General features: G+C 72.2%; 23 protein-coding genes. 13 read left to right on the forward strand and 10 right to left on the reverse strand.

Going from position 1 to position 20,583, the window contains the following annotated elements; all coding sequences use genetic code 11:
• Positions 1-24: 24 nt before the first annotated feature.
• From OG439_RS29620 to bcp, 4 genes are all read left to right on the forward strand, one after another.
• Positions 25-939: a hypothetical protein gene (locus OG439_RS29620; RefSeq protein WP_326944070.1), complete on the forward strand. Its 915-nt coding sequence runs from the start codon at positions 25-27 to the stop codon at positions 937-939.
• Between the two features lie 300 nt (positions 940-1,239).
• Positions 1,240-1,422: a hypothetical protein gene (locus tag OG439_RS29625; protein ID WP_247056974.1), complete on the forward strand. Its 183-nt coding sequence runs from the start codon at positions 1,240-1,242 to the stop codon at positions 1,420-1,422.
• 191 nt (positions 1,423-1,613) lie between these two features.
• Positions 1,614-2,153 carry a hypothetical protein gene (locus OG439_RS29630; protein WP_326944071.1) on the forward strand — a complete coding sequence of 180 codons (540 nt, stop codon included), beginning with the start codon at positions 1,614-1,616 and terminating at the stop codon, positions 2,151-2,153.
• Positions 2,154-2,178: 25 nt separating this feature from the next.
• Positions 2,179-2,652 (forward strand): thioredoxin-dependent thiol peroxidase, encoded by a 474-nt coding sequence (gene bcp / locus OG439_RS29635; RefSeq protein ID WP_326944072.1) that lies wholly within the window; start codon positions 2,179-2,181, stop codon positions 2,650-2,652.
• A 43-nt stretch (positions 2,653-2,695) separates the two neighbouring features.
• Here bcp and OG439_RS29640 read toward each other — a convergent pair whose 3' ends face one another.
• Positions 2,696-3,400 (reverse strand): helix-turn-helix domain-containing protein, encoded by a 705-nt coding sequence (locus OG439_RS29640; protein ID WP_326944073.1) that lies wholly within the window; start codon positions 3,398-3,400, stop codon positions 2,696-2,698.
• Positions 3,401-3,483: 83 nt separating this feature from the next.
• Here OG439_RS29640 and OG439_RS29645 point away from each other — a divergent pair, with 83 nt between their 5' ends.
• Positions 3,484-3,753 (forward strand): hypothetical protein, encoded by a 270-nt coding sequence (locus OG439_RS29645; RefSeq protein ID WP_326944074.1) that lies wholly within the window; start codon positions 3,484-3,486, stop codon positions 3,751-3,753.
• 222 nt (positions 3,754-3,975) lie between these two features.
• Positions 3,976-4,560: a trypsin-like serine peptidase gene (locus tag OG439_RS29650; RefSeq protein WP_326944075.1), complete on the forward strand. Its 585-nt coding sequence runs from the start codon at positions 3,976-3,978 to the stop codon at positions 4,558-4,560.
• Here the strand turns inward: OG439_RS29650 and OG439_RS29655 are convergent.
• Positions 4,523-6,349: a HAMP domain-containing sensor histidine kinase gene (locus OG439_RS29655; RefSeq protein ID WP_326944076.1), complete on the reverse strand. Its 1,827-nt coding sequence runs from the start codon at positions 6,347-6,349 to the stop codon at positions 4,523-4,525. The two genes, OG439_RS29650 and OG439_RS29655, sit on opposite strands and share 38 nt — an antisense overlap.
• Entirely contained in the window at positions 6,339-7,031 is a 693-nt protein-coding gene (locus OG439_RS29660; RefSeq protein WP_326944077.1) for a response regulator transcription factor, read from the reverse strand. Before OG439_RS29660 ends, OG439_RS29655 begins: the two co-directional genes overlap by 11 nt.
• A gap of 79 nt (positions 7,032-7,110) precedes the next feature.
• Here OG439_RS29660 and OG439_RS29665 point away from each other — a divergent pair, with 79 nt between their 5' ends.
• From OG439_RS29665 to OG439_RS29685, 5 genes are all read left to right on the forward strand, one after another.
• Complete coding sequence (locus tag OG439_RS29665; RefSeq protein ID WP_326944078.1) at positions 7,111-8,154, forward strand: HlyD family efflux transporter periplasmic adaptor subunit; 1,044 nt, start codon at positions 7,111-7,113, stop codon at positions 8,152-8,154.
• On the forward strand, positions 8,151-8,822 hold the full coding sequence (locus OG439_RS29670; protein WP_326944079.1) for an ABC transporter ATP-binding protein: 672 nt from the start codon (positions 8,151-8,153) through the stop codon (positions 8,820-8,822). The genes OG439_RS29665 and OG439_RS29670 overlap by 4 nt, the downstream gene beginning before the upstream one ends.
• A complete protein-coding gene (locus tag OG439_RS29675) occupies positions 8,819-9,997 on the forward strand; it encodes an ABC transporter permease (RefSeq protein WP_326944080.1) in 1,179 nt (392 codons plus the stop codon). The genes OG439_RS29670 and OG439_RS29675 overlap by 4 nt, the downstream gene beginning before the upstream one ends.
• 134 nt (positions 9,998-10,131) lie before the next feature.
• On the forward strand, positions 10,132-10,596 hold the full coding sequence (locus OG439_RS29680; RefSeq protein WP_326944081.1) for a hypothetical protein: 465 nt from the start codon (positions 10,132-10,134) through the stop codon (positions 10,594-10,596).
• A 45-nt stretch (positions 10,597-10,641) separates the two neighbouring features.
• The gene (locus OG439_RS29685) at positions 10,642-13,440 is read left to right on the forward strand and encodes a transcriptional regulator (RefSeq protein ID WP_326944082.1); all 2,799 of its coding nucleotides are present in this window, start codon (positions 10,642-10,644) and stop codon (positions 13,438-13,440) included.
• Here the strand turns inward: OG439_RS29685 and rdgB are convergent.
• The 5 genes from rdgB to OG439_RS29710 are packed head-to-tail and all read right to left on the reverse strand — an operon-like array spanning position 13,437 to position 17,094.
• Positions 13,437-14,045 (reverse strand): RdgB/HAM1 family non-canonical purine NTP pyrophosphatase, encoded by a 609-nt coding sequence (gene rdgB, locus OG439_RS29690; RefSeq protein WP_326944083.1) that lies wholly within the window; start codon positions 14,043-14,045, stop codon positions 13,437-13,439. The genes OG439_RS29685 and rdgB overlap by 4 nt on opposite strands.
• On the reverse strand, positions 14,042-14,818 hold the full coding sequence (gene rph / locus OG439_RS29695; RefSeq protein WP_326944084.1) for a ribonuclease PH: 777 nt from the start codon (positions 14,816-14,818) through the stop codon (positions 14,042-14,044). The genes rdgB and rph overlap by 4 nt, the downstream gene beginning before the upstream one ends.
• Before the next feature lie 25 nt (positions 14,819-14,843).
• Entirely contained in the window at positions 14,844-15,611 is a 768-nt protein-coding gene (locus tag OG439_RS29700) for an MBL fold metallo-hydrolase (protein WP_247056990.1), read from the reverse strand.
• 29 nt (positions 15,612-15,640) lie between these two features.
• A complete protein-coding gene (murI, locus tag OG439_RS29705) occupies positions 15,641-16,447 on the reverse strand; it encodes a glutamate racemase (RefSeq protein WP_326944085.1) in 807 nt (268 codons plus the stop codon).
• The gene (locus tag OG439_RS29710; RefSeq protein WP_326944086.1) at positions 16,444-17,094 is read right to left on the reverse strand and encodes a rhomboid family intramembrane serine protease; all 651 of its coding nucleotides are present in this window, start codon (positions 17,092-17,094) and stop codon (positions 16,444-16,446) included. The genes murI and OG439_RS29710 overlap by 4 nt, the downstream gene beginning before the upstream one ends.
• Before the next feature lie 138 nt (positions 17,095-17,232).
• On the opposite strand from OG439_RS29710, the gene OG439_RS29715 reads away from it, so the two are divergent.
• Complete coding sequence (locus OG439_RS29715) at positions 17,233-18,075, forward strand: arylamine N-acetyltransferase family protein (RefSeq protein ID WP_326944087.1); 843 nt, start codon at positions 17,233-17,235, stop codon at positions 18,073-18,075.
• Between the two features lies 1 nt (position 18,076).
• Here the strand turns inward: OG439_RS29715 and OG439_RS29720 are convergent, their stop codons facing one another.
• The gene (locus OG439_RS29720; protein ID WP_326951646.1) at positions 18,077-18,784 is read right to left on the reverse strand and encodes an aspartate/glutamate racemase family protein; all 708 of its coding nucleotides are present in this window, start codon (positions 18,782-18,784) and stop codon (positions 18,077-18,079) included.
• 10 nt (positions 18,785-18,794) lie between these two features.
• Between OG439_RS29720 and OG439_RS29725 the strand changes: the two genes are divergently transcribed.
• Positions 18,795-19,628 carry an MBL fold metallo-hydrolase gene (locus OG439_RS29725; protein WP_326944088.1) on the forward strand — a complete coding sequence of 278 codons (834 nt, stop codon included), beginning with the start codon at positions 18,795-18,797 and terminating at the stop codon, positions 19,626-19,628.
• Between the two features lies 1 nt (position 19,629).
• On the opposite strand, the gene OG439_RS29730 is transcribed toward OG439_RS29725, so the two are convergent.
• Positions 19,630-20,580, reverse strand: a complete 951-nt coding sequence (locus tag OG439_RS29730) for a PLP-dependent cysteine synthase family protein (RefSeq protein ID WP_247056997.1) — start codon at positions 20,578-20,580, stop codon at positions 19,630-19,632.
• Between the last annotated feature and the right edge of the window lie 3 nt (positions 20,581-20,583).

The raw sequence follows: 20,583 nt of genomic DNA on the forward strand, positions 1-20,583 counted from the left end.
CCACGCCGGTGCGACCCTGAACCGGTGACTGCGAACCTCTCCGCGGCGGCGTCCTTCCTGGCCACGCACGCCCGTCTCCTCGACCGCCGCCGCTTCGAACTGCTTCTCGGCGAGACCGACGCCGCCGCCGTGCTCGCCGCCGCCGACGGCTATCGCAATCCCGACGGCGGCTACGGCTGGGGTCTCGAGCCGGACCTGCGCGCCCCGGAAAGCCAGCCCGGCGGCGCCCTGCACGCGTTCGAGGTGTTCGAAGACATCGCCCCCGGCACCGCGCCGCACGCGGCGAAGCTCTGCGACTGGCTGGCCGGCGCGTCCCGCCCCGACGGTGGCCTGCCCTTCGCGCTGCCGGTGGCCGACCCGGCGGGCTGCGCGCCGTTCTGGGTCCAGGCCGATCCCGACGAGGCCACCCTGCAGAGCACGGCGTTCGCGGCCGCCGTCGCGCTGCGCGTCGCGCGGCACGACCGCGCCGTGCGCGACCACCCGTGGCTGGCCGGCGCGACGCAGTACTGCTTCCGCGCCATCAAGGAACTCTCCGAAGCCCCGCACGCGATCGTGCTGTCCTTCGCGGTGCAGTTCGCCGACGCGGCCCACGACATTCACCCCGACGCCAGCGAGCTGCTGGACCACCTCGGCGCGTTCGTCCCGGCCGACGGCCTGGCCGCGGTGGCCGGCGGGTCCGAGGGCGAGACCCTGCGCGCTCTGGACTTCGCGCCGCTGCCGGACCGCCCGGCGCGCGCGTTGTTCAAGCAAGACGTGATCGACGCCGAGCTGCGGCGGCTCGCCGGGGAGCAGCAGGACGACGGCGGCTGGCGCGTCGACTTCGCGAGCTTCTCGCCCGCCGCGGCCCTCGAATGGCGCGGCTACGCCACCGTGCGTGCCGTGTCGATCCTGCAGCGCAACGGCGTCCTCCGACCGTCGCGGAAAGCTCTACACGGGTGACGCCGACGTTCACTCGGCCGTGGCGTATCACATCGCAGCCAGTGAGACGACCACGGACCGCGACGTGCCGGCGTCACCGAACGGAGCCGGCCGGACGGCGACCGGCGGGCGACCGGACCACCCCGGGTGGCCCGGCCTCCGCCCGCCGCCGTCGCGACGGCCGGTCGAAGCCGTCGAACCCGCTCGAACGAGCGGCGCGCTGTGCCGGGTTCGGGACGAAACTCCTGATCATCACGCGCCTTCCGGTCTCCGGCGCCGAACCCGTAGGGTGACGGGGAAGCCGGTACCCGGAGGTGAGCCATGGCGTCGCGCAACCCCCTGGGCTGGTTCGCCCGCTGGGCGGACTGGTTCGAAGGACGCGGCGTCTACGTGCCCGGCGAGGAGAGCCGCGCGGTCGACCCGGTCCGCGATTTTGGCTGGCTGATGGCCGCCTGGGTCGCCGGAGTGGCGATCTTCATCCTGTTGTTCGCCCTCGCGGTTTAAGTGGCACGTGGATGGTGATTGTCACCACCCGTGCCGTTCCGGTCACGGATTGGCCACGGGGCGGCACCAGGTGCGCGACAACCCCCCGTGGCGCCTCGTAACCCCGCGCGATCACGACCAGAGTGGAGCGGGTTCGCCCGGCACACCCCGATGCCGACGGCACCCCCGACCCGCCGACTGGAGTACCCGCGATGGCGCCCGCGCGCACGTGCAAGATCATTTTCACCTCAGGGCTGTTGTGCCTGGCGGTGGCGTGCGGGGTCCCGGCGCAGGAAGGCACCGCCGCGCTCGGCGCCGGCTCCCCCGCACCCGCGGGTGCCGCGGCGGCCCAGGCGGGCAACGACCTGAAGTTCGGGGCCGACCACCGGTTCGCCAGCGGCGTCACCATCTCGGTCGGCTCGCCCCAGTCGTTCCAGCCCAGCCCGTCGGCGTACCCGCAGAGCCCGCGCGGCGCGGCCTTCGACGTCCTGCTGACCAACAACGGCACCACGACGTACAAGCTTTCGGGCCTCGCGGTCACGGCCACCGCGGCCGGCGCGGCGGTCAAGCAGGTCGTCGACACGACGCAGGGCTTCACCGGCATCGCCGACGCGGGCAAGGACGTGCTGCCGGGCCGCTCGGTGCACGTCACCCTGGCCTTCGCGGTGCCGCAGGACCCGACGCAGCTCCGGCTGCGGTTCAGGCCGAGCACGACCGAAGAAGCCGTGGTCACCTACTGCGGACCCGCCTGAGCCGGCGCCCGTTACGCTCGGCGGCATGACCGAGCGCCTTTCCCCCGGTGACGACGCCCCGGACTTCGCACTGCCCGACAGCGAGGGCAAGGAAGTGTCGCTGCGCGAGTTCCGCGGCAAGTCCGTCGTCGTGTACTTCTACCCGGCCGCGAGCACGCCGGGCTGCACCAAGCAGGCCTGCGACTTCCGCGACAACCTCGCCGACCTGAACGACGCCGGCTACCAGGTCATCGGCATCTCACCGGACACGCAGGCGAAGCTCGCGAAGTTCGTCGCGACGGAAGAGCTGACGTTCCCGCTGCTGGGCGACCCGGACAAGACCGTGATCGAGGCGTGGGGCGCCTACGGCGAGAAGAAGAACTACGGCAAGACGTACCTGGGCGTCATCCGCTCGACGTTCGTCGTCGACCCGGAAGGCAAGATCGCACAGGCCTTCTACAACGTCCGCGCGACCGGTCACGTCGCGAAGCTGATCCGGGACCTCGGCCTGGCCGCCTGATCACCGCGGAGCTGCCCGGCCGCGGGCCGGGCAGCTCACGCCGTCAGCCGGCCAACGCCGGCGCGAGCCGCTGAAGCAGCCAACCGGCACACCAGCGCGCCTCGGAGTCTTCGGAAACGGCTTCCTTGGCGAGCTTCGCGGCCAGCTTCCGCGGATCAGGCGCGGTGACCGGATCGGCCGCGACGGCCTTCGACGTCACCCAGTCCCACTGCATGAGCCGCGACACCTCGGACGCGAGGCACAGCTCACGGACCCGATCGTCGGTGTCGAGCACCCGAGCGACGAGATCGGCGTTTTCGCGGCCCGGCAGGAACCCGATGATGGACACGGCGTTGGCCCGCAACGTCGACGTCTTCCCGGTGACCGCCCACCGGCGGAAGTTCTCGACGCCCGCCGCGCTGACGACGGGAGCGACCGCCGCGTCGATCGTGCTCGACGTCGGCCCTTCGGCGAAGATGCCGGGATCACCGGCTTCGACCGCGGCCTTGACGGCGGCCAGGTGCTCGCCGTCCTCGATCTTCCTGAGCTTCGGGTGGGTGATGTCCTTGCGCTTCATGCCATTCCCCAGCACCTTCTCGTACGCGGTCACCACATCGAGGGTAACCGGCCGGACCCCGGTCTCCACTTGCCCGAGGTAGGACTTGGAAAAGTTCGCAGCCGTCGCCATCTCGGCGAGGCTCAGCTTCACGTACTCGCGAGCGGCGCGTAATCGCGCGCCCGACTCGTACTCACCCTCGGTTGCAGACACCAGCAGACACCGCCTCGGTTCATCTCACCCGCTGTGCTGCCGAGACTACAGAAGTGGGAGGAAACCAAGAACTGCCCAGCGCCATGATCCACATCGATCCGGTGGCGATACATCCGGTGCTCGGCGGGTACTGGCACCGGACGCAGCTGCCGGGCATACCCGAACCCGGGCAAACGCTGGTCATGCTCTGCGGAGCCCGCGGCGTCGCCGCGTTCGAGGCACTGGCGCGGCGATGTGACCGCGGCGCGCCGCACCGCTGCACTGAATGCGACGCGCGCTACCGGCGCGCCATCGGTATGCCGCCCAGCCCCTTTCGTGAGGCCGCACCGGTGAGCCGCCTGATCGGCGGCTGACCGCTCGCTCATCGGTTCCACACACCCTTTCGGGACGCTGCCCGGGTTACGAAAGGGAGGACACCCACATGGCAGCGAAGATCCCCGTGCTCGCCGCGGCCGTCTTGCACCGCGACGCTCGTCGCCGCGGCCAATCGCAGCACCGTCGTGACCGGCGGGCACTGCGTCCACACCATGGACCTGATCGGCAACGATCCACAGTGGACAGGCAAACTCCTTTTCGTGCCAGGGTTCCGGGACAACATCCGCCCGTACGGCGAGTTCGTCGCCCGCGCGGCCTTCGCCGACACGACCTGGGTGACCGACGACCAGCAGTCCGGCCACGACCAGGCGTTCCTGGTGCTGAGCCCGGACGGCCACGGCCGCCGCGCCGCCGACGTCACCCAGGCCGCCCAGCCACTCGGCATCGGGCTGCCCGGCACCCTGCCGGCGCAGGAGTTCGGCTACCCGCGTGCCGCGAAAACGCCCGGCCACCAAGGACGTCCGGAGTTCACCGGGCAGCGCGTCGCGCACTGCTGGGGCGCGCCGAAGGAGAACCCGGGCAACGCCGACGTCTCGATGCCGCGCGGTCAGTGGGGCGTGCCGTGCGACATGGGCGGCGGCGCCAGTGGCGGGCCGCGGCTGACGGCGTTCTCCGGGAAGACCGGCTACGGCGTGGTCGTCGGCGTCGACACCGAGGCCTGGTACCTGCACGCCGACGGCTCGCTCTGCCTCGACCAGACGCCGGACTGCACGCGCTACCTGTTCGGGCCGCAGTTCACGACAGCGGTCACCCAGCCGCTGTACCAGCGGGCAGCCGCAGCGTGAACGTCGCACCCTGGTCGGGAACGGAGGCCGCGGTGACCGTGCCGCCGTGCGCCTCCGCCAGTTTCCGGACGATGGCCAGCCCCAGGCCGCTGTGAAAACCGGAGCTTCGCTCCGGGCCGGGGGCTCCGCCACCCGGAGCCCCCGAAAGACCGCTGGCGCCGGTCCCCCGGGTCCGTGCTTTGTCGGCGCGCCAGAACCGGTCGAACACGTGCGGCAGGTCGTCGGCGGCGATCCCGGTGCCGGTGTCGGCGACTTCGATGATGACGTCGTCGCCGTCCCGCCGGCCGCGCAGCACCACCGAGCCGCCGGCGGGTGTGTGCCGGACGGCGTTCGACACGAGGTTGCCGACGGCTTGGCGCAGCCGCACCGGATCGGCGGTCACCTCGAGGGCGGCGGGCGTCTCGACCGAGAGCGCGATGCCCGCCGGGCGCTGCGCCGCCGCGACCTGGGCCAGCAGGTGCGCCGCGTCCACCGGCTCCGGGTGCAGCCGCAGCGCGCCGGCGTCGGCGAGCGCCAGGTCCTGCAGGTCGTCGACGATGTGCTGCAAGTGGACGGCTTCTTCGAGCAGCGAGTCGACCAGCTCGTCGTCGAGGCGGCTGATGCCGTCCTGCGTCGCCTCCAGCCAGCCGCGGATGTTGCTCAGCGGCGTCCGCAGCTCGTGCGCGATGTCGCTGACCATCGCCTTGCGCGTCTCCTCCAGGCGTTCGCGGCTGGCGGACATGGCGTTGAACGCGGTCCCGAGCCGCGCGATCTCGTCACGCCCGCGCACCTTGACCTGAGCGCCGCTCTCGCCGCCTTCCATCCGCTTCGCCGCACCCGTCAGCGCGCGCAGCGGCCGGATCAGCCGGATCCCGCCGAGCACCGTGACGGCCAGCGTCAGCAGCAGGATCCCGCCGGCCACCTCGAACAGGCGGACTTTGTTCTCCGGCGACAGCGTGAACCCAGTGGGCGCCTCGCCGCCCGGCGCGGTGAGGTAGAGCGACGCGGCGGGCGCGACGAACGGCGTCAGCTGCTCCCGCCGCGCGGCGCTCAGGCACGACTGGACGGCCTGGTTCGACTCGGCGCTGCGCACCACGCCCTTCTGCACCCAGGTGAAGTCGAGCAGCACCTGCACCTGGGCGAGCGGCTTGGGCTCGGGCCCACGGTTCAGGCACGCGCTCACCAGCGTCGACAGCTGGTCCAGCGCGGCCTGTTCGGACTTCGCCGGCAGGCTGAGCGTGCTGCCGTTGCACGACGACAGCACGAACGGGTCGGCGCCGTCGATCCGCGGGTGCCCACCCGGCGACGTCACGACGGTGCCGGCGCCGGAGCGCGTCTGCACGCACCGCAGGACGCGCTGGGCGAGCGCGCCGAGGCGGGTGCGGTCGGCGTCGGACAGCGCGTACGGCCCGACGGCGTCGGGGTCGATCCGGTCGGCGGTCGTTTCCTGCCCCAGCCCGGAGTCGACCTGCAGCGGGTCGACGACGATCGAGGGCCGCAGCGGCAGCGGCCGGCCGTCGGTGGCCGAGTCGAAGACGGGCGTGCCGTCGGTGAGCGTCAGCGCGATGCGGCGGCCGGTGATCGACGCGGTGCCGCGCACCTCGGCGGCGACGTCGCGCCAGTTCGGGTGGGTCGCGGCGTACTTCAGCAGGCCGCGGTAGATGTTGCCGTCGTCGGCGAGCGCCTGGCCCTGCTCCTGCTGGATCGCGCCGGACGTCGTGCGCGCGGCGAGCCACGCGGTCGCGGCGATCGAGGCCACCGCGACCAGCGCCGAGAGCACGAACAACCGCAGGAGGAGGCTACGGCGCATCGGCGCCCGCGGTCAGCTTGTAGCCGACGCCGTAGACCGTGACGAGCCGCGCCGGGCGCCGCGGGTCGGCCTCGATCTTCTTGCGCAGGTTCATCACGTGCACGTCGATCGCGCGTTGCGTGATGTAGCGGTCGAAACCGTGCAGGTGCTCCAGCAGCTGGCCGCGCGTGAACACGCGGTCCGGCTGGGCGGCCATCAGCTCCAGCAGGCGGAACTCGCCGGGAGTGCACTCGATCGCGTGACCGTCGACGGTCACCTCGTGGCGCAGCGGATCCACGGTCAGCGCGCCCACGCGGGTCGTCCCGCCGGGACGCGCGGGGGCGGCGCGGCGCAGCAGCGTCCGGATCCGCGCCATCAGCTCGCGCGGGCTGAACGGCTTGGTGACGTAGTCGTCGGCGCCGAGGTCGAGGCCGGCGAGCAGATCGTCCTCTGTGGAGCGTGCGGTGAGCATCAGCACCGGCAGGTCGGTCTCGGCGCGCAGCGTGCGGCAGATCTCGAGGCCGTCCATCCCGGGCAGCATCACGTCGAGCACCAGCAGGTCCGGCGGGTGCCGGCGGACCAGGTCCAGCGCGGCGGTGCCGTCCCCGACGACGACCACGGTGTGCCGCTCCCGCTCGAGGTAGCGCCGGACGAGCTCGGCCTGCTTGGCGTCGTCCTCGGCCAGCACGATGTGGGCGCACATGGTCCCGAGCATAAGCGCGGCTACCGGAAGACCACGATTTCCTCATGGGTCCCTGACATTCCGCTGTGAGGCTGACGCCATGAGCACAACCCGATCGGGTGGCCGGCGCCGGTGGGTGTGGCTGGTTGTCACCGCCGTCGTCGTGGTCCTGCTGGGCGCCACGGCGTTCTTCGTCGTCCGGCACGGGCGCGGCACCGCCGTCACCGCCGCGCCACCGCCCGCGGTGACGACCGTCGCCGTCCGCAAGACGGACCTGGCGAACACGCAGTCCTTCACCGGCACCCTCGGCTTCGGCACGCCACAGCCGCTGAAGGGCACCGGCGCCGGGACCGTGACGAAGCTGCCCGCGATCGGGGACGTCGCTCAGCGCGGCCACGCGCTGTACTCCGTGGACGGTCGGCCGGTGCCGGTGTTCTTCGGCGACACGCCGTTGTTCCGCAAGCTCGACAACCCGGACCTGTCCGGGCCGGACGTCACGATGGTCGCCGCCAACCTGGCCGCGCTCGGGTACAAGGTCGGGCACCCGAAGACGTTCACGTTCGCCGATGTCCTGAAGAAGTGGCAGAAGAAGGCCGGTCTGGACGAGACGGGCACGCTCGACGTCGGCCAGGTCGCGGTGCTGACCGGCCCGGTGCGGGTCAACTCGGTGACCGCGCAGCCCGGCGACCCGGTCGCGGAACCCCTGCTCACGGTGACGTCCACGACGAAGGTGGTCGTCGCGCCGGTGGACGCCTCGGACGTCGCGGCGATCAAGACCGGCGCCGCCGTCTCGGTGGTCCGACCCGACGGCAAGAGCGTCCCGGCGAAGGTGACGTCGGTCAGCACGGACGTCGCGGAGGGACAGGGGCCGCCCAAGGTGAACGTCACGGTCACCCCCGACGACCCGCAGTCCGTCGCCGATCTCGACTCCGCGGCGGTGCAGGTGCGGATCGCGACCGAGACCCACGCGGGGGTGCTCGCGGTCCCGGTCGGCGCGCTGATCGCGCTGCGCGAAGGCGGTTATGCCGTGCAGCTGCCGGACGGGACGCTGAAGGCCGTCGAGACCGGGATGTTCGCGCGCGACCTCGTCGAGGTCCGCGGCGCGGGCGTCGCCGAAGGCCTGAAGGTGGTGACGACGTCGTGACGCCGGTGCTGGCCCTGCGCGGGGTGAGCAAGCGTTATCCCGGCGACGTCGTCGCGCTCGACGACGTCACGCTGACCGTGTCCGACGGCGAACTCCTGGCCATCGCCGGGCCGTCCGGCTCCGGCAAGTCGACGCTGCTGCACATCGCCGGGACGCTCGACCTGCCGACGTCGGGGACGGTGGAACTCGACGGCGAAGACGTCACGCGGCTGAGCGACCGGCACCTGTCGGCGTTGCGTGGAAGGCGGCTGGGGTTCGTGTTCCAGCAGTTCCACCTGACCGACGGACTGTCCGCTGTGGACAACGTGGCGACCGGCCTGCTGTACGCGGGTGTCCCCCGCCGGCAGCGCCGCCCGCTGGCGCTGGAGGCGCTCGGCCGGGTCGGGCTCGCGCACCGCGTCGAGCACCGGCCACACGAGCTTTCCGGCGGTGAACGCCAGCGCGTCGCGATCGCCCGCGCCGTCGTCAACGACCCGGCGCTGGTGCTGGCCGACGAGCCGACCGGCGCGCTGGACACCGCCAACGGCGAGGCCGTGCTGGACCTGCTGACCGGTCTGCACGCCGACGGCACCACGATCGCCGTCATCACGCACGACCGGGACATCGCGGCGCGGCTGCCCCGGCGCGTCGAGTTCCGTGACGGCCGGATCGTGCGGGATTCGGCGTGAAAGCGGCGCGGCTTTCCTTGGTGGACGTGCTTTCCCTGGGCCTGCTCGGCATCCGGACGCGGCGGCTGCGGGCGGCGTTGTCCGCGCTCGGGATCGCGCTGGGCATCGCGACGATGATCGTGGTCACCGGCATCCCGGCGTCGAGCCAGGCGGCGTTGCTGGACAAGCTGACGGCGCTGGGCACGAACATGCTCCGCGCCGAGCCGCAGCCGAACCAGACGCCGCCGGTCGTGCTGCCGGAGTCCGCGCTGGGCAGCGTCGGGCGGATCGGCCCGGTGACGACCGCGGCGGCCGTCGCGAACACCCACGCCGTCGTCCGCCGGTCCGACCGCACGGACCCGCAGGACGGCTCGGGCCTTTCGGTGCTGGCCGCGTCGCCGGGGTTGCTGGCAGCGTTGAACGGGAGTGTCCAATCAGGACGGTTCGAGACTTCGGATCTGCCCGTGGTGACGCTGGGGTACGTGGCCGCGTCCCGGCTCGGCATCCCCTCCCTGGTCCCGGGTCAGGCACCGCCGGTCGTGATGATCGGGACGACCTGGTACACGGTCACGGGTGTGCTCGCGCCAATGCCGCTGGCGCCGGACGTCGAACGCGCGGTCCTCGTCGGCTGGGGCTCGGCGAAACGGTTCCTGGCCTTCGACGGCCACCCGACCGTGATCTACGTGAAGTCCCGCGAGGACGCGATCGGCGACGTCCGCGCGGTGCTGCCGGCGACGCTGAACCCGGAGCTGCCCGGCCTGGTCCAGGTGTCCCGGCCGTCGGACGCGTTGGCGGCGAAACAGGCGACGCAGACGGCGTTCTCCGCGCTGTTCCTGGGTTTGGCCGGCGTCGCGCTGCTGGTCGGCGGGGTCGGCGTGGCCAACACGATGTTCATCTCGGTGCTGGAACGCCGTCGCGAGATCGGCCTGCGCCGCGCGTTGGGGGCGACGCGCGGCCAGATCCGCGACCAGTTCCTGACCGAGGCGGTGGCGTTGTCCGGCCTCGGCGGCATCGCCGGGACGTCGGTGGGCGTGCTGGTCACGCTGGGATACGCGACATACCAAGGGTGGCCGCCGGTGATCCCGCCGTTGTCCGTGGTGGGCGGGGTGCTCGGCGCGCTGGTCGTCGGCGTGGCGGCGGGCCTGCACCCGTCGCTGCGCGCCGCCCGGATGCCGCCGACGCAGGCGCTGGCGTGAGTCGCTCACGCCGTCCTGACGAGTTCCTGAAAAGCGCCGGTCATGCTCTGCTCATGGCACTTCGTTTCCTCGCTGGTCTGGCTTTGCTCCTCGGCTTGGCCGCGTGCTCGTCCCCACCACCCGCGGCTCCTCAGGTGGCTTCGCTTTCCACGCCCGCGGCTACGTCGGCGACTTCCGCACCGCCGTCGACGGACGCGGACGGCGGCCGCCCCCGCCACCGCGTCGACGAGACGGCGGAGGAGTCCCAGCGGCTGATCGAGCCGTGGCGCACGTGCATGAAGGACCACGACGCGGACGTCGACACGCAGCCGAACAGCATCGAGGGCGCGGAGAAGTGGAGCGCGGACCACAAAGCCGCGGGTGACGCGTGCCGCGCGAAGCTGCCGCTGCTGCCGTGGGGCATGGACCGCGACAACCCGGCGTACCAGGACAACATGCACAAGTGGGTGCAGTGCATGAACGACAAGGGCATGCACGTGGTGGAGACCCCGGACAACGACGAGTCCCCGTGGACCTACGGAAGCGACACCCAACCGCCGAACGCGGACAAGATCGAACACGACTGCGAAGTCTCGATCCTCGGCCCGAGTGACAAGTAGAGTTCGCCCATTCGGCCGTGTGACATGCCGATAGGCTTTCGTCCCGTGTCCGTGCCGAGCCAGATCCCCGCCGACGTCGCCGAGCTCACCGTCCCGGCGGACCAGGGCCCCGACGAACTGGTCGAAGAGCTGTACGCCCGGATCCCGGGCCTGGCCGAGCAGGTGCTGGTCAGGTTCGAGGATCGGCTGGACAGAGGCATCAGCCACGCCGCCGATCGCGAAACGGCGCGCACGAAGATCAAAGATCGCGTGACCGAGGACGCGGCGACCTTCCTCAGCGAAACCAACGAGCAGATCTCCCGGTTGCGCCAGGCCCGCCGGGACCTGGCCTCGCACGAACGGCGGCCGGCTCCCTCGGCCCCGCGGCTGCCGGACGCACGGGACAAACGCGCCCACGCCGGTCTGGGCCTGGTCTTCGGCACCGGCGTGCTGGTCCCCCTGGTCTTCTGGCAGCTGCTCCAGGCGCCGATGAGCACGTCCGGGCACGTCTGGACCTCGGTAGCGGTCGTGGTGGCCGGCCTCCTCCTGATGTGGCCGGCCGGCCGGGTCGTGGTGCGAGCCGGGCGAAGGCTCACCGGCGGGAAGATGCTCGACGGCGGCGGCTGGCTGCTCGTGCTCGGTGTTCCCACGACGTACGCGCTGTCCCTCTGGCGGCTCTGGACGTCGTCGGCCGAGGGCATGGGCCCGGTCCTGGCGGTCGTGGTCTGGTTCGTCGTGGCGCTGCTGGTCTGGTTCGTGGTCTTCGTCCTCTACGCCGTCGTCAACCAGCCCGCCAAGAGAAAGCCACAGGCGAGCTGCCTGGCGGTGGCCGTCGTCCGCCGGGAGCTGCTCGTCACGGTCGTCGTGGCCGTGCTCCTGGCGCCGGTGCTGACCGGCGTCGTCCCGGTGCCATGGCCCGCGTGGGTCATCTGGCTGGCGCTGGACGCGCTCCTGCTCGCGGGGACGGCGCTCGGCGGTCCGCTGTCGCTCCTGGCACCGCTCGCCTTGTCGGACGACGTCGCGCGGTACGGCAGCCGGGCGTGGGAACGGCGCCGCGACGAGCTACGGAACCTGCAGGAGGCCGCCGATCAGGCGTGGTCGGAGGCGGCCGCAGCACCCGTCGAGCGCAGCGTGCGGCACCACCTCAACGCCGTCCTGGAGCCGCCGTTCAGCACGGTGCTGCCGGAGCTCGAGCGCGGCTCGCTCGGCCAGATGCGGGCCGGCGACCGGGTGGTCACGGACACGGCGGCCGGTGTCCGATTGAAGTCGCTCCTGGCGGGGATCAGCGGCGGCGCGGTCGGCATGGCCGGGCCGCGCGGCGTCGGGAAGTCCACCCTGCTGGAGGCCTACCAGGCCGGGCAGCTCCTGAAGACCGGCGGTGTGCACGTCGCGCTCCTCGAAAGCGTCCCGGTGCGCTACGACGTCCGCGAGTTCACGCTGTACCTCTACGCCCGGATGTGCGCGGCGGTGATCGACTTCTGCGCCGGCCGGGCCACCACGAGCCCGAAGCCGCCCAGCGCCTGGCCGGCCCGCCGTGCCCGGCTTCGCCGGCTGTGGCCGTTCGCCGCGGTGGTGGTGGCGTGGCTCGGGCTGGGCCTCGCCGGCACGTTCGCCCTGCGCGACCCGAAGTTCGACTTCCGCGTGTGGCTCACCTCGATGTGGTGGCCGGTGGTGTCCGTGGTCGCGGTGGCCGGGCTGGCCGCGATGGCCGCCCGCCGCCGTCCCGGCTCGGCCGCCACCACACCGCCGGCCGAGCACGCCGGGACGCGGCCCGGCAGCCTGGCCGAGCTGCGGACGATCGCCACCCACCGGCTCGCCGAGATCGAGTTCCAGCAGAAGCACACCGCGGGCTGGTCGGGCAAGGCCGGCCTGCCGATCGGCGTCGAGGCGACCACCACCAGGTCGCGAGAGACGACCCGGCAGCCGCGCACGTACCCGGAGATCATCCGCGGGTTCCGCGACTTCCTCGACCTGACGATCACGTGCGTCGCCCGGGAGCCGGAGGTCTCGCGGCCGGCGGTGGTCATCATCCTCGACGAGCTCGACAAGATCGTCGCCCCCGACGCGGCCCAGGACTTCGTCAACGAGGTGAAGGCGCTGCTGACCCTCGACGTCCCGGGCTTCCTGCTCCTCGTCTCCGTGTCGGAGGACGCCCTGGCCTCGTTCGAGCGGCGGGGCCTGCCGGTGCGGGACGCGTTCGACAGCGCCTTCGACGTCATCTTCCGCGTGGAGTACCTCAAGCTGGGCGACGCGCGGCAGGTGCTGACCGGCCGCGTCCTCGGCCTGCCCGAGCCGTTCATCTGCCTGTGCCACTGCCTGGCCGGCGGGCTGCCGCGGGAGCTCATCCGCGTCGCGCGGCAGGTGGTCGGCGACAGCGGTTCCCTCGACCGCGTCACGCGCCGGCTCGTCGAGCAGGACCTCTTGGAGAAACGCGGCGCCCTGCGCACGGTCGTGACCCGCGGCGCGTACGACGAGGTCCTCGTCAGCGACCTGGTCCGCCACATCGACGCGCACGCCGTCGCCGAGCCGGCGAAACTGCTGCACGCGGCGGCGCACCCGCCGGTCGCGGGCGGGCGGACACCGGAAACGGCCGAGCTGCACCGGCTGCAGCTCGAAACCCTGGGGTACCTCTACTACCTGGGCACGATCCTGGAGGTCTTCGGGCCCGCCTTCAGCCCGCGGTCCCTCGAACTCGGCCGCACCGAGGGCGACACGTCCTTCGACACCCTCACTTCGGTGCGCCAGCTGTTCCCGGTGAACGCCCGGCTCGCCTGGCTCACCATCAGCGCCTTCCGCGAGGCGTGGCACCTGGAGACCGTCCGCCCGCCGGGCGACGACGACCGTCCACAAGCGACTGGCGGCTAGCTCTCCGCGAGGTCCCGCAGCGCCGGCAGCAGGGAGCGAAGGGCGCGGCCGCGGTGGGAGACGGCGTCCTTTTCGGACGGTTCCATCTCCGCCGACGTCCGGCTCTCGCCGTCCGGGCGGAAGATCGGGTCGTAGCCGAAACCGTTGGTACCACGGCGTTCCCGGACCATGGTGCCGCGCCACTCGCCGCGGACCACCGTTTCCTCACCCGACGTCAAAACCAACGCCGCCGCGCAGACGAACTGGGCGCCGCGGCGCTCGTCCGGGACGTCGCCGAGCTGGGCCAGCACCAGGTTCAGGTTGGCGTCGTCGTCGCCGTGGCCGCCCGACCAGCGGGCCGAGAGCACACCCGGCATGCCGTTCAACGCGTCGATCGCGATGCCCGAGTCGTCCGCGATCGCGGGCAGGCCACACGCCGCCACGGCGTCACGTGCCTTCGCGACGGCGTTGCCCTCGAAGTCCGGCGCGGTTTCGGGCGCTTCCGGGAACGGTTCGACGTCCGCGAGGCCGAGCACCTCGATACCGGAGATGCCCTCGGCGAGCAGGATCCGGCGAAGCTCGCCGAGCTTCTTCGCGTTGCGAGTGGCGAGAAGCAGCTTCGTCACTTCGAGCCCTTCTTCTTGTCCGGACGCGGCTCCGGCAGCTCGCCCGGGTACGGCAGCGCCAGCGCCTCGTTCTGCAGGCGGGTCAGCTCTTCGCAGCCGGCCTGCGCCAGGTCCAGCATCTTGTCCAAAGTGGACCGCGCGAAGGTGGCGCCCTCGCCGGTGCCCTGGACCTCGACCAGCGTGCCCGCGTCCGTGGCCACCACGTTCATGTCGACCTCGGCGCGCGAGTCCTCTTCGTACGGCAGGTCGAGGCGCACCCGGCCGTCGACGACGCCGACGCTCACCGCGGCCACCGAGGACGACAGCGGCTGCGGGTCGTTGAGCCGGTTCGCCGCGGCCAGCCAGGTGATCGCGTCCGCGAGGGCCACGTAACCGCCGGTCACGGCGGCCGTGCGGGTGCCGCCGTCGGCCTGGATGACGTCGCAGTCGATGACGATCGTGTTCTCGCCCAGCGCGGCCAGGTCGATGCAGGCCCGCAGCGAACGGCCGATCAGCCGCGAGATCTCGTGCGTGCGCCCGCCGATGCGGCCCTTGACCGATTCACGGTCGCCGCGCGTGTTCGTCGCGGACGGCAGCATCGCGTACTCGGCCGTCACCCAGCCGAGGCCGGAACCGGCCCGCCAGCGCGGCACCCCTTCGGTGACACTCGCGGCGCACAGCACCCGCGTGTTGCCGAATTCGATCAACACCGACCCCGCGGGCCACTTCTGGAACCCCCGGGTGATCTTGATGTCGCGGAGCTGGTCGTCGTTCCTGCCATCTTTTCGAGCCACGAAGAGCACTCTAGGACCGCGCCGCTCACACGTCGTAGACGGCACCCTGCTTGACGACCTCGGCCCCGGCGAACTCGGCCGCGGCCTCGGCCAGCACGGCACCGGGGTCCGTCCACGGCGCGATGTGCGTCAGCAGCAGCCGTCCGACACCGGCGTCGCGCGCCAGCTCACCGGCCTGCTTGCCGGACAGGTGCACCCCGGCCGGGCGCTCGGCCGAGTCCGTCCAGGACGCCTCGGCGAGCAGCAGGTCGACGCCGTCGGCGAGCTCGTTCAGCGCCCGGCACGGGCCGGTGTCGCCGGTGAAGGCGAGGATCCGGCCGCCGTAGGAGATGCGCAGGCCGAACGCCGGGGTCGGGTGGTCGACCTCGACCGCGACCACCTCGAACGGCCCGATCCGGAACGGTTCGGAGCGCAGCGGGTGGAAGGCGTAGACGTCGGAGAGGTCCGTGCCGGCCCGCTCGGTCTCGTTGGGCGCGTACGCGTTCGCGAGCCGGACCGGCGCGTCGTCCGGCGCGTACAGCGGCAGCAGGCGCGGGCGGGCCGGGTACGGCGGCGCCGGGTGGTAGCGGCGCAGGACGGTGAGCGCGCTGACGTCGGCGCAGTGATCGGGATGCAGGTGGGTGAGCACGAGCGCGCCGAGGTCGAACGGATCGGCCACGGCCTGCAGCTGCGCCAGCGTGCCGTTGCCCAGTTCGAGGCCGAGCAGGAAGCCCTCGGCCTCGACCAGGTAACCGGACGCGGCCGCGTTCGGCCCGGGGATGCTGCCGGAGCACCCGAGGATGGTCAGTCGCACTTCGCCACCCTAAGCGCCCGAAGGTGTGATCACGCGGTGGTGGGAGCGAGGACACCCGGGGCAAAACCCATGAACCGCTGGGCGAGCCGGGTGAACGGCTCGGCCGAGCCGGTGGCCAGGAACTCGTGCCGGGGCGCGGTCTCCCCGGTCGTCAGCAGGTCCCGCTCGGTGAGCACGCGGACGAGGTCCTTCGCGGTCTCGTCGGCGCTGCTCACCAGGGTGACCTCCTGGCCCATCACGATCTGCAGCACGCCCTGCAGCAGCGGGTAGTGCGTGCAGCCGAGCACGAGCGTGTCGACCTCGGCGTCCAGCAACGGCTCCAGGTAGCCCTGGGCCAGCCCGAGCACCTGCCGCCCGGAGGTGATGCCGCGCTCGACGAAGTCCACGAACCGCGGGCAGGCGACGCTGGTGAGCGTGATGCCCGGCGCCGCGGCGAAGGCGTCTTCGTAGGCCCGCGACCGCACGGTGCCCTCGGTGCCGATCACGCCGACCCGCCCGGTGTGCGTCGCGATGACCGCGCGGCGGGCGGCGGGCAGGACGACCTCGATGACCGGGACGTCGTAGCGCTCGCGGGCGTCGCGCAGGCAGGCCGCGGACGCCGTGTTGCAGGCGATCACCAAGGCCTTCACGCCGCTCTCGACGATCTCGTCGAGCGCCGCGAGCGCGTAGCTGCGGGCGGTGGCGATCGGGAGCGGGCCGTACGGGTTGTGCGCCGTGTCGCCGACGTAGCGGAGCTGTTCGGCGGGCAGCTGCTCGAGGATCGCCCGCGCGACCGTCAACCCGCCGACGCCGGAATCGAACACACCGATCGGGGCATCAGCGAGCGGCAGGGTCACACGTCGAGGCTACCCGTGACCGCCGGAGCGGGTTTGCGGGACTTCCCGGTGCGGCCGGTCAGCCACGCCGCCAGTACGCCGGCCAGCGCGCCGAAGACGTGCCCCTGCCAGGAGACGCCGGTGTTGCCCGGCAGCAGGCCCAGCAGCATCCCGCTCCAGATGCCCAGCAGCACGACGGCGACCAGGATCTGCCCGGCCGCGCGGTTGAAGATGCCGCGGACCAGCAGGTAGGCGAGCCAGCCGAAGGCCAGCCCGGACGCGCCGACCGTGACGGTGTTCGCCGGCCCGATCAGCCAGACGCCGAGCCCGGACACCAGCCAGATGATGCCCGTGACCAGTGCGAACCGGCCGATCCCGGCGGCCATCGCGAGGAAGGAGAACAGCAGCACCGGCACCGTGTTGGCGAACAGGTGCGACCAGCCGGCGTGCAGCACGGGCGCGAACAGCACGCCGTCCAGGCCGGACAGCTCACGCGAGTGGATACCGCCCTGGTCCAGGTCGCCGGGCAGGATCACGTCGGCCAGCTCGACCAGGTAGAGCAGCAGGGTGAAGGACAACGCGACGAGCGCGGCCGCCTTCGGTTTCGGCGGCAGCACGCGCTTGCGGGCGTCGGTTTCCGGGTCCGGGGTCACAGGCAAGGTGCTCACGTCCTCGACGCTACGTCAGGGCCCGGCGGGTCCGCCTCGGGTGAAATCCCTGATCCGGGGGTTTGTCGCCGCCCGCGATGATCGCCGGTGCGGCCGGATCGCCGGTTTTTGTCGGTGCCTGCCGCTAGCGTTCGCGCCATGGATGTCACCGGATATCTGGAGCGGCTCGGCCTCGACGCGGAGCCGCCGGGCGTGGCCGCGCTGGGGCGGCTGCACGCGGCGCACGTCGAGCGCGTGCCGTACGAGGGGCTGGAGATCACCCTCGGCCGGCCGACGCCGCTGGAGCCGTCGGCGTCGCTCGCGCGGATCCTGCGCGGCCGCGGCGGCTACTGCTACCACCTCAACGGCGCGTTTTCGGCGCTGCTGCGCGAACTCGGCTACGACGTCACGCGCCACCTGGGTGGAGTGCAAGGCAGCGCGGCGGACGCGCCGAACGTGGACCGGAACCACCTGGCGCTGACCGTCACGGGCCTGCCGGAGGACCCGTCGGCGACGTGGCTGGTGGACGCCGGGCTGGGTGACGGCATCCACGAGCCGCTCCCCCTACGGGAAGGCACCTACACGCAGGGTCCGCACACCTACCGGCTGCGGCCGTCGGAGGTGGCGCCGGGCGGCTGGCGGTTCGACCACGACCCGTCGGGCAGCTTCGCCGGCTTCGACTTCGCGCCGGGCGTCGCCGAGATGGCCGACTTCGCCGAGAAGCACGCGTGGCTGTCGACGGCACCGGAGTCGGGGTTCGTGCGGGTCTGCGTCATCCAGCGGCGGGACGCGGCGGGCGTCGACACCCTGCGCGCGCTGACGCTGAACCGCCACGGCGCCAAGGAACTCGTCGAGTCACCCGAAGCCTGGTGGACGGCGGCGGGCGACATCTTCGGGATCCCGTCGGCGGCTTTCACGGCCGAGGAGCGCGACCGGTTGTGGCGCGTCGTCGTCGCCCAGCACGAGGCCCACGTGAGCGGCGGGCCGGTGGTCGCCGTGTGACTCAAGCGGGCAGCGGGGCCTTGCCGAGGGCGTAGTCGACGGCGGCCTCGGCGTGCAGCCGGGTCGTCGGGAACGTCGGCACCGCGCTGTCCTCGGGACCCACCAGCAGCTCGATCTCCGTGCAGCCGTAGATGACGCCTTCGGCACCGGCCTCGACGAGCCGCGCGATCACACCCCGGTAGGCCTCGCGCGACTCCGGCTTCACGACGCCGAGCACCAGTTCGTCGTAGATCACGCGGTGCACCAGGTCGCGGTCCTCGGCGCTGGGCACGAGCACGTCCAGGCCGTGCGCGGCGAGCCGGTCGCGGTAGAACGGCTGGCTCATGGTGAACCCGGTCCCGAGCAGGCCGACCCGGCGGATCCCGGCGGCCCGGACGGCGGCCGCCGTCGCGTCGGCGAGGTGCAGCAGCGGGATGCCCAGGCCGTCGGTCAGCCGCTCGGCGACCTTGTGCATGGTGTTGGTGCAGAGCACGACGAAGTCGGCACCGGCGGCCTCGAGCGCGCGAGCCGCGCGGTTCAGCTCCGCACCCGCGTCGTCCCAGCGGCCCTCGGCCTGCATCGCCTCGATCGCGGCGAAGTCCACCGAATACAGCACGGTGTGCGCGGAGTGGAAGCCACCGAGAACGTCCTTCACCCGTTCGTTTACCAGTCGGTAGTACTCGATGGACGACTCCCAGCTCATCCCGCCCAGCAGCCCGATGACCTTCATGCTGTTCAGCATGCCCGAAACGAAGGTCCGCACCACGTTCGCCGGCGTGTCCAACGTCCTGATCAGCGACGGGACGTCGGCCATCCTCGTCGACGGCTTCTTCTCGCGGCCGTCGCTGCTGAAGCTGGCCACCCGCGTTTCGCCGTCACGAAGCCGGATCGACGAGTGCCTGCGCCGGCTGGCGGTCACGAAGCTGGACGTCGTCCTGGTGGCGCACTCCCACGTCGACCACGTCCTGGACGCGCCGGTGGTCGCCCAGCGGACCGGCGCCACGCTCTGCGGCTCGCCGTCGACGCGCCGGGTCCAGGAGGGCTACGACCTCGCCGCCGAGCCGTTCCACGAGCTGGTGCCGGGTGAGCCGGTGAAGTTCGGCGAGTTCACGGTGACCGGCGTCGACGCCCGGCACAGCGACGGCGACCGGGTGCCGGGCGAGATCACCGAGCCGGTCCGCGTACCGGCGAAGGCGAGCGCCTTCAAGACCGGGCGCTGCTACTCGTTCCACGTCGCGCACCCCGAGGGGAACGTCCTGGTCCACCCGTCGGCGAACTTCCTGCCGGGCGCCCTGGCCGGCTACGCGGCGGACGTCGTCTACCTCGGCGCCGGAGCGGCCGGGAAGCAGTCCGAGGCGTGGCGGGAGGAGTACTGGCGCGAGACGGTCGGCGCGCTCGGGCCGAAGGTCGTCCGCCCGGTGCACTGGGACGCCTTCTGGCGGCCGCTGTCCAAGCCGTTGAAGCTGCTGCCGAAGCTGGTCGACGACCTGGCCACGACGATGGCCACGTTCAAGCGGCTCGCCGCCGAAGACGACGTCGATCTGGCCCTGCCGGAGCTCTGGAAGACCGAGTGACTCAGGCCCAGAGCTGCCCGTCGAGCCGCTCGGCGGCCTCGTCCAGCGAGCCCGCGTAAGCCCCCGTCGACAGGTACTTCCAGCCGGCGTCGGCGACGACGAACGCCACGTCGGCGGGCTTGCCGGCGGCCACGGCCTTCTCGGCGACGGCCAGCGCCGCGTGCAGCACCGCGCCCGTCGAGATGCCCGCGAAGATGCCTTCGTGCTCCAGCAGCTCCCGCGTCCGGCGCAGCGCGTCGTACGCGCCGACGGAGTACCGGCCGTTGAGCACGCTGGGGTCGTACAGCTCCGGCACGAACCCCTCGTCGAGGTTGCGCAGGCCGTAGACCAGCTCGCCGTAGCGCGGTTCGGCCGCGATGATCTGGACGTCCGGCTTCGCCTCGTGCAGGTACCGCCCGCAGCCGACGAGCGTGCCGGTGGTGCCGAGGCCGCCGACGAAGTGCGTCAGCGTCGGCAGGTCCTTGAGCAGCTCGGGGCCGGTGCCGCGGTAGTGCGCCTCGGCGTTGGCCGGGTTGCCGTACTGGTACAGCATCACCCACTCGGGGTTCGCCGCGGACAGCTCCTTCGCCCGCCGGACGGCCTCGTTCGAGCCGCCCGCGGCCGGGGAGAACACGATCCGCGCGCCGTAGGCCTGCAGCAGCTGCTTGCGCTCGGTCGAGGTGTTCTCCGGCATCACGCAGACCAGCCCGTAGCCCTTGAGCTTGGCGGCCATGGCCAGCGAGATGCCGGTGTTGCCGGACGTCGGCTCCAGGATCGTGGAGCCGCGCCGCAGCTTGCCTTCACGCTCGGCGGCTTCGATCATGGCCAGCGCGGGGCGGTCCTTGATCGAGCCGGTCGGGTTGCGGTCCTCCAGCTTCGCCCACAGGCGCACGTCGTGCGTCGGCGAGAGCCGGGGCAACCCGACCAGCGGGGTGCCGCCGAGCGCGTCGAGCAGGGACTCGAAGCGAGCCATCGA

Source organism: Amycolatopsis sp. NBC_01307 (assembly GCF_035975215.1).
Lineage (GTDB): Bacteria > Actinomycetota > Actinomycetes > Mycobacteriales > Pseudonocardiaceae > Amycolatopsis.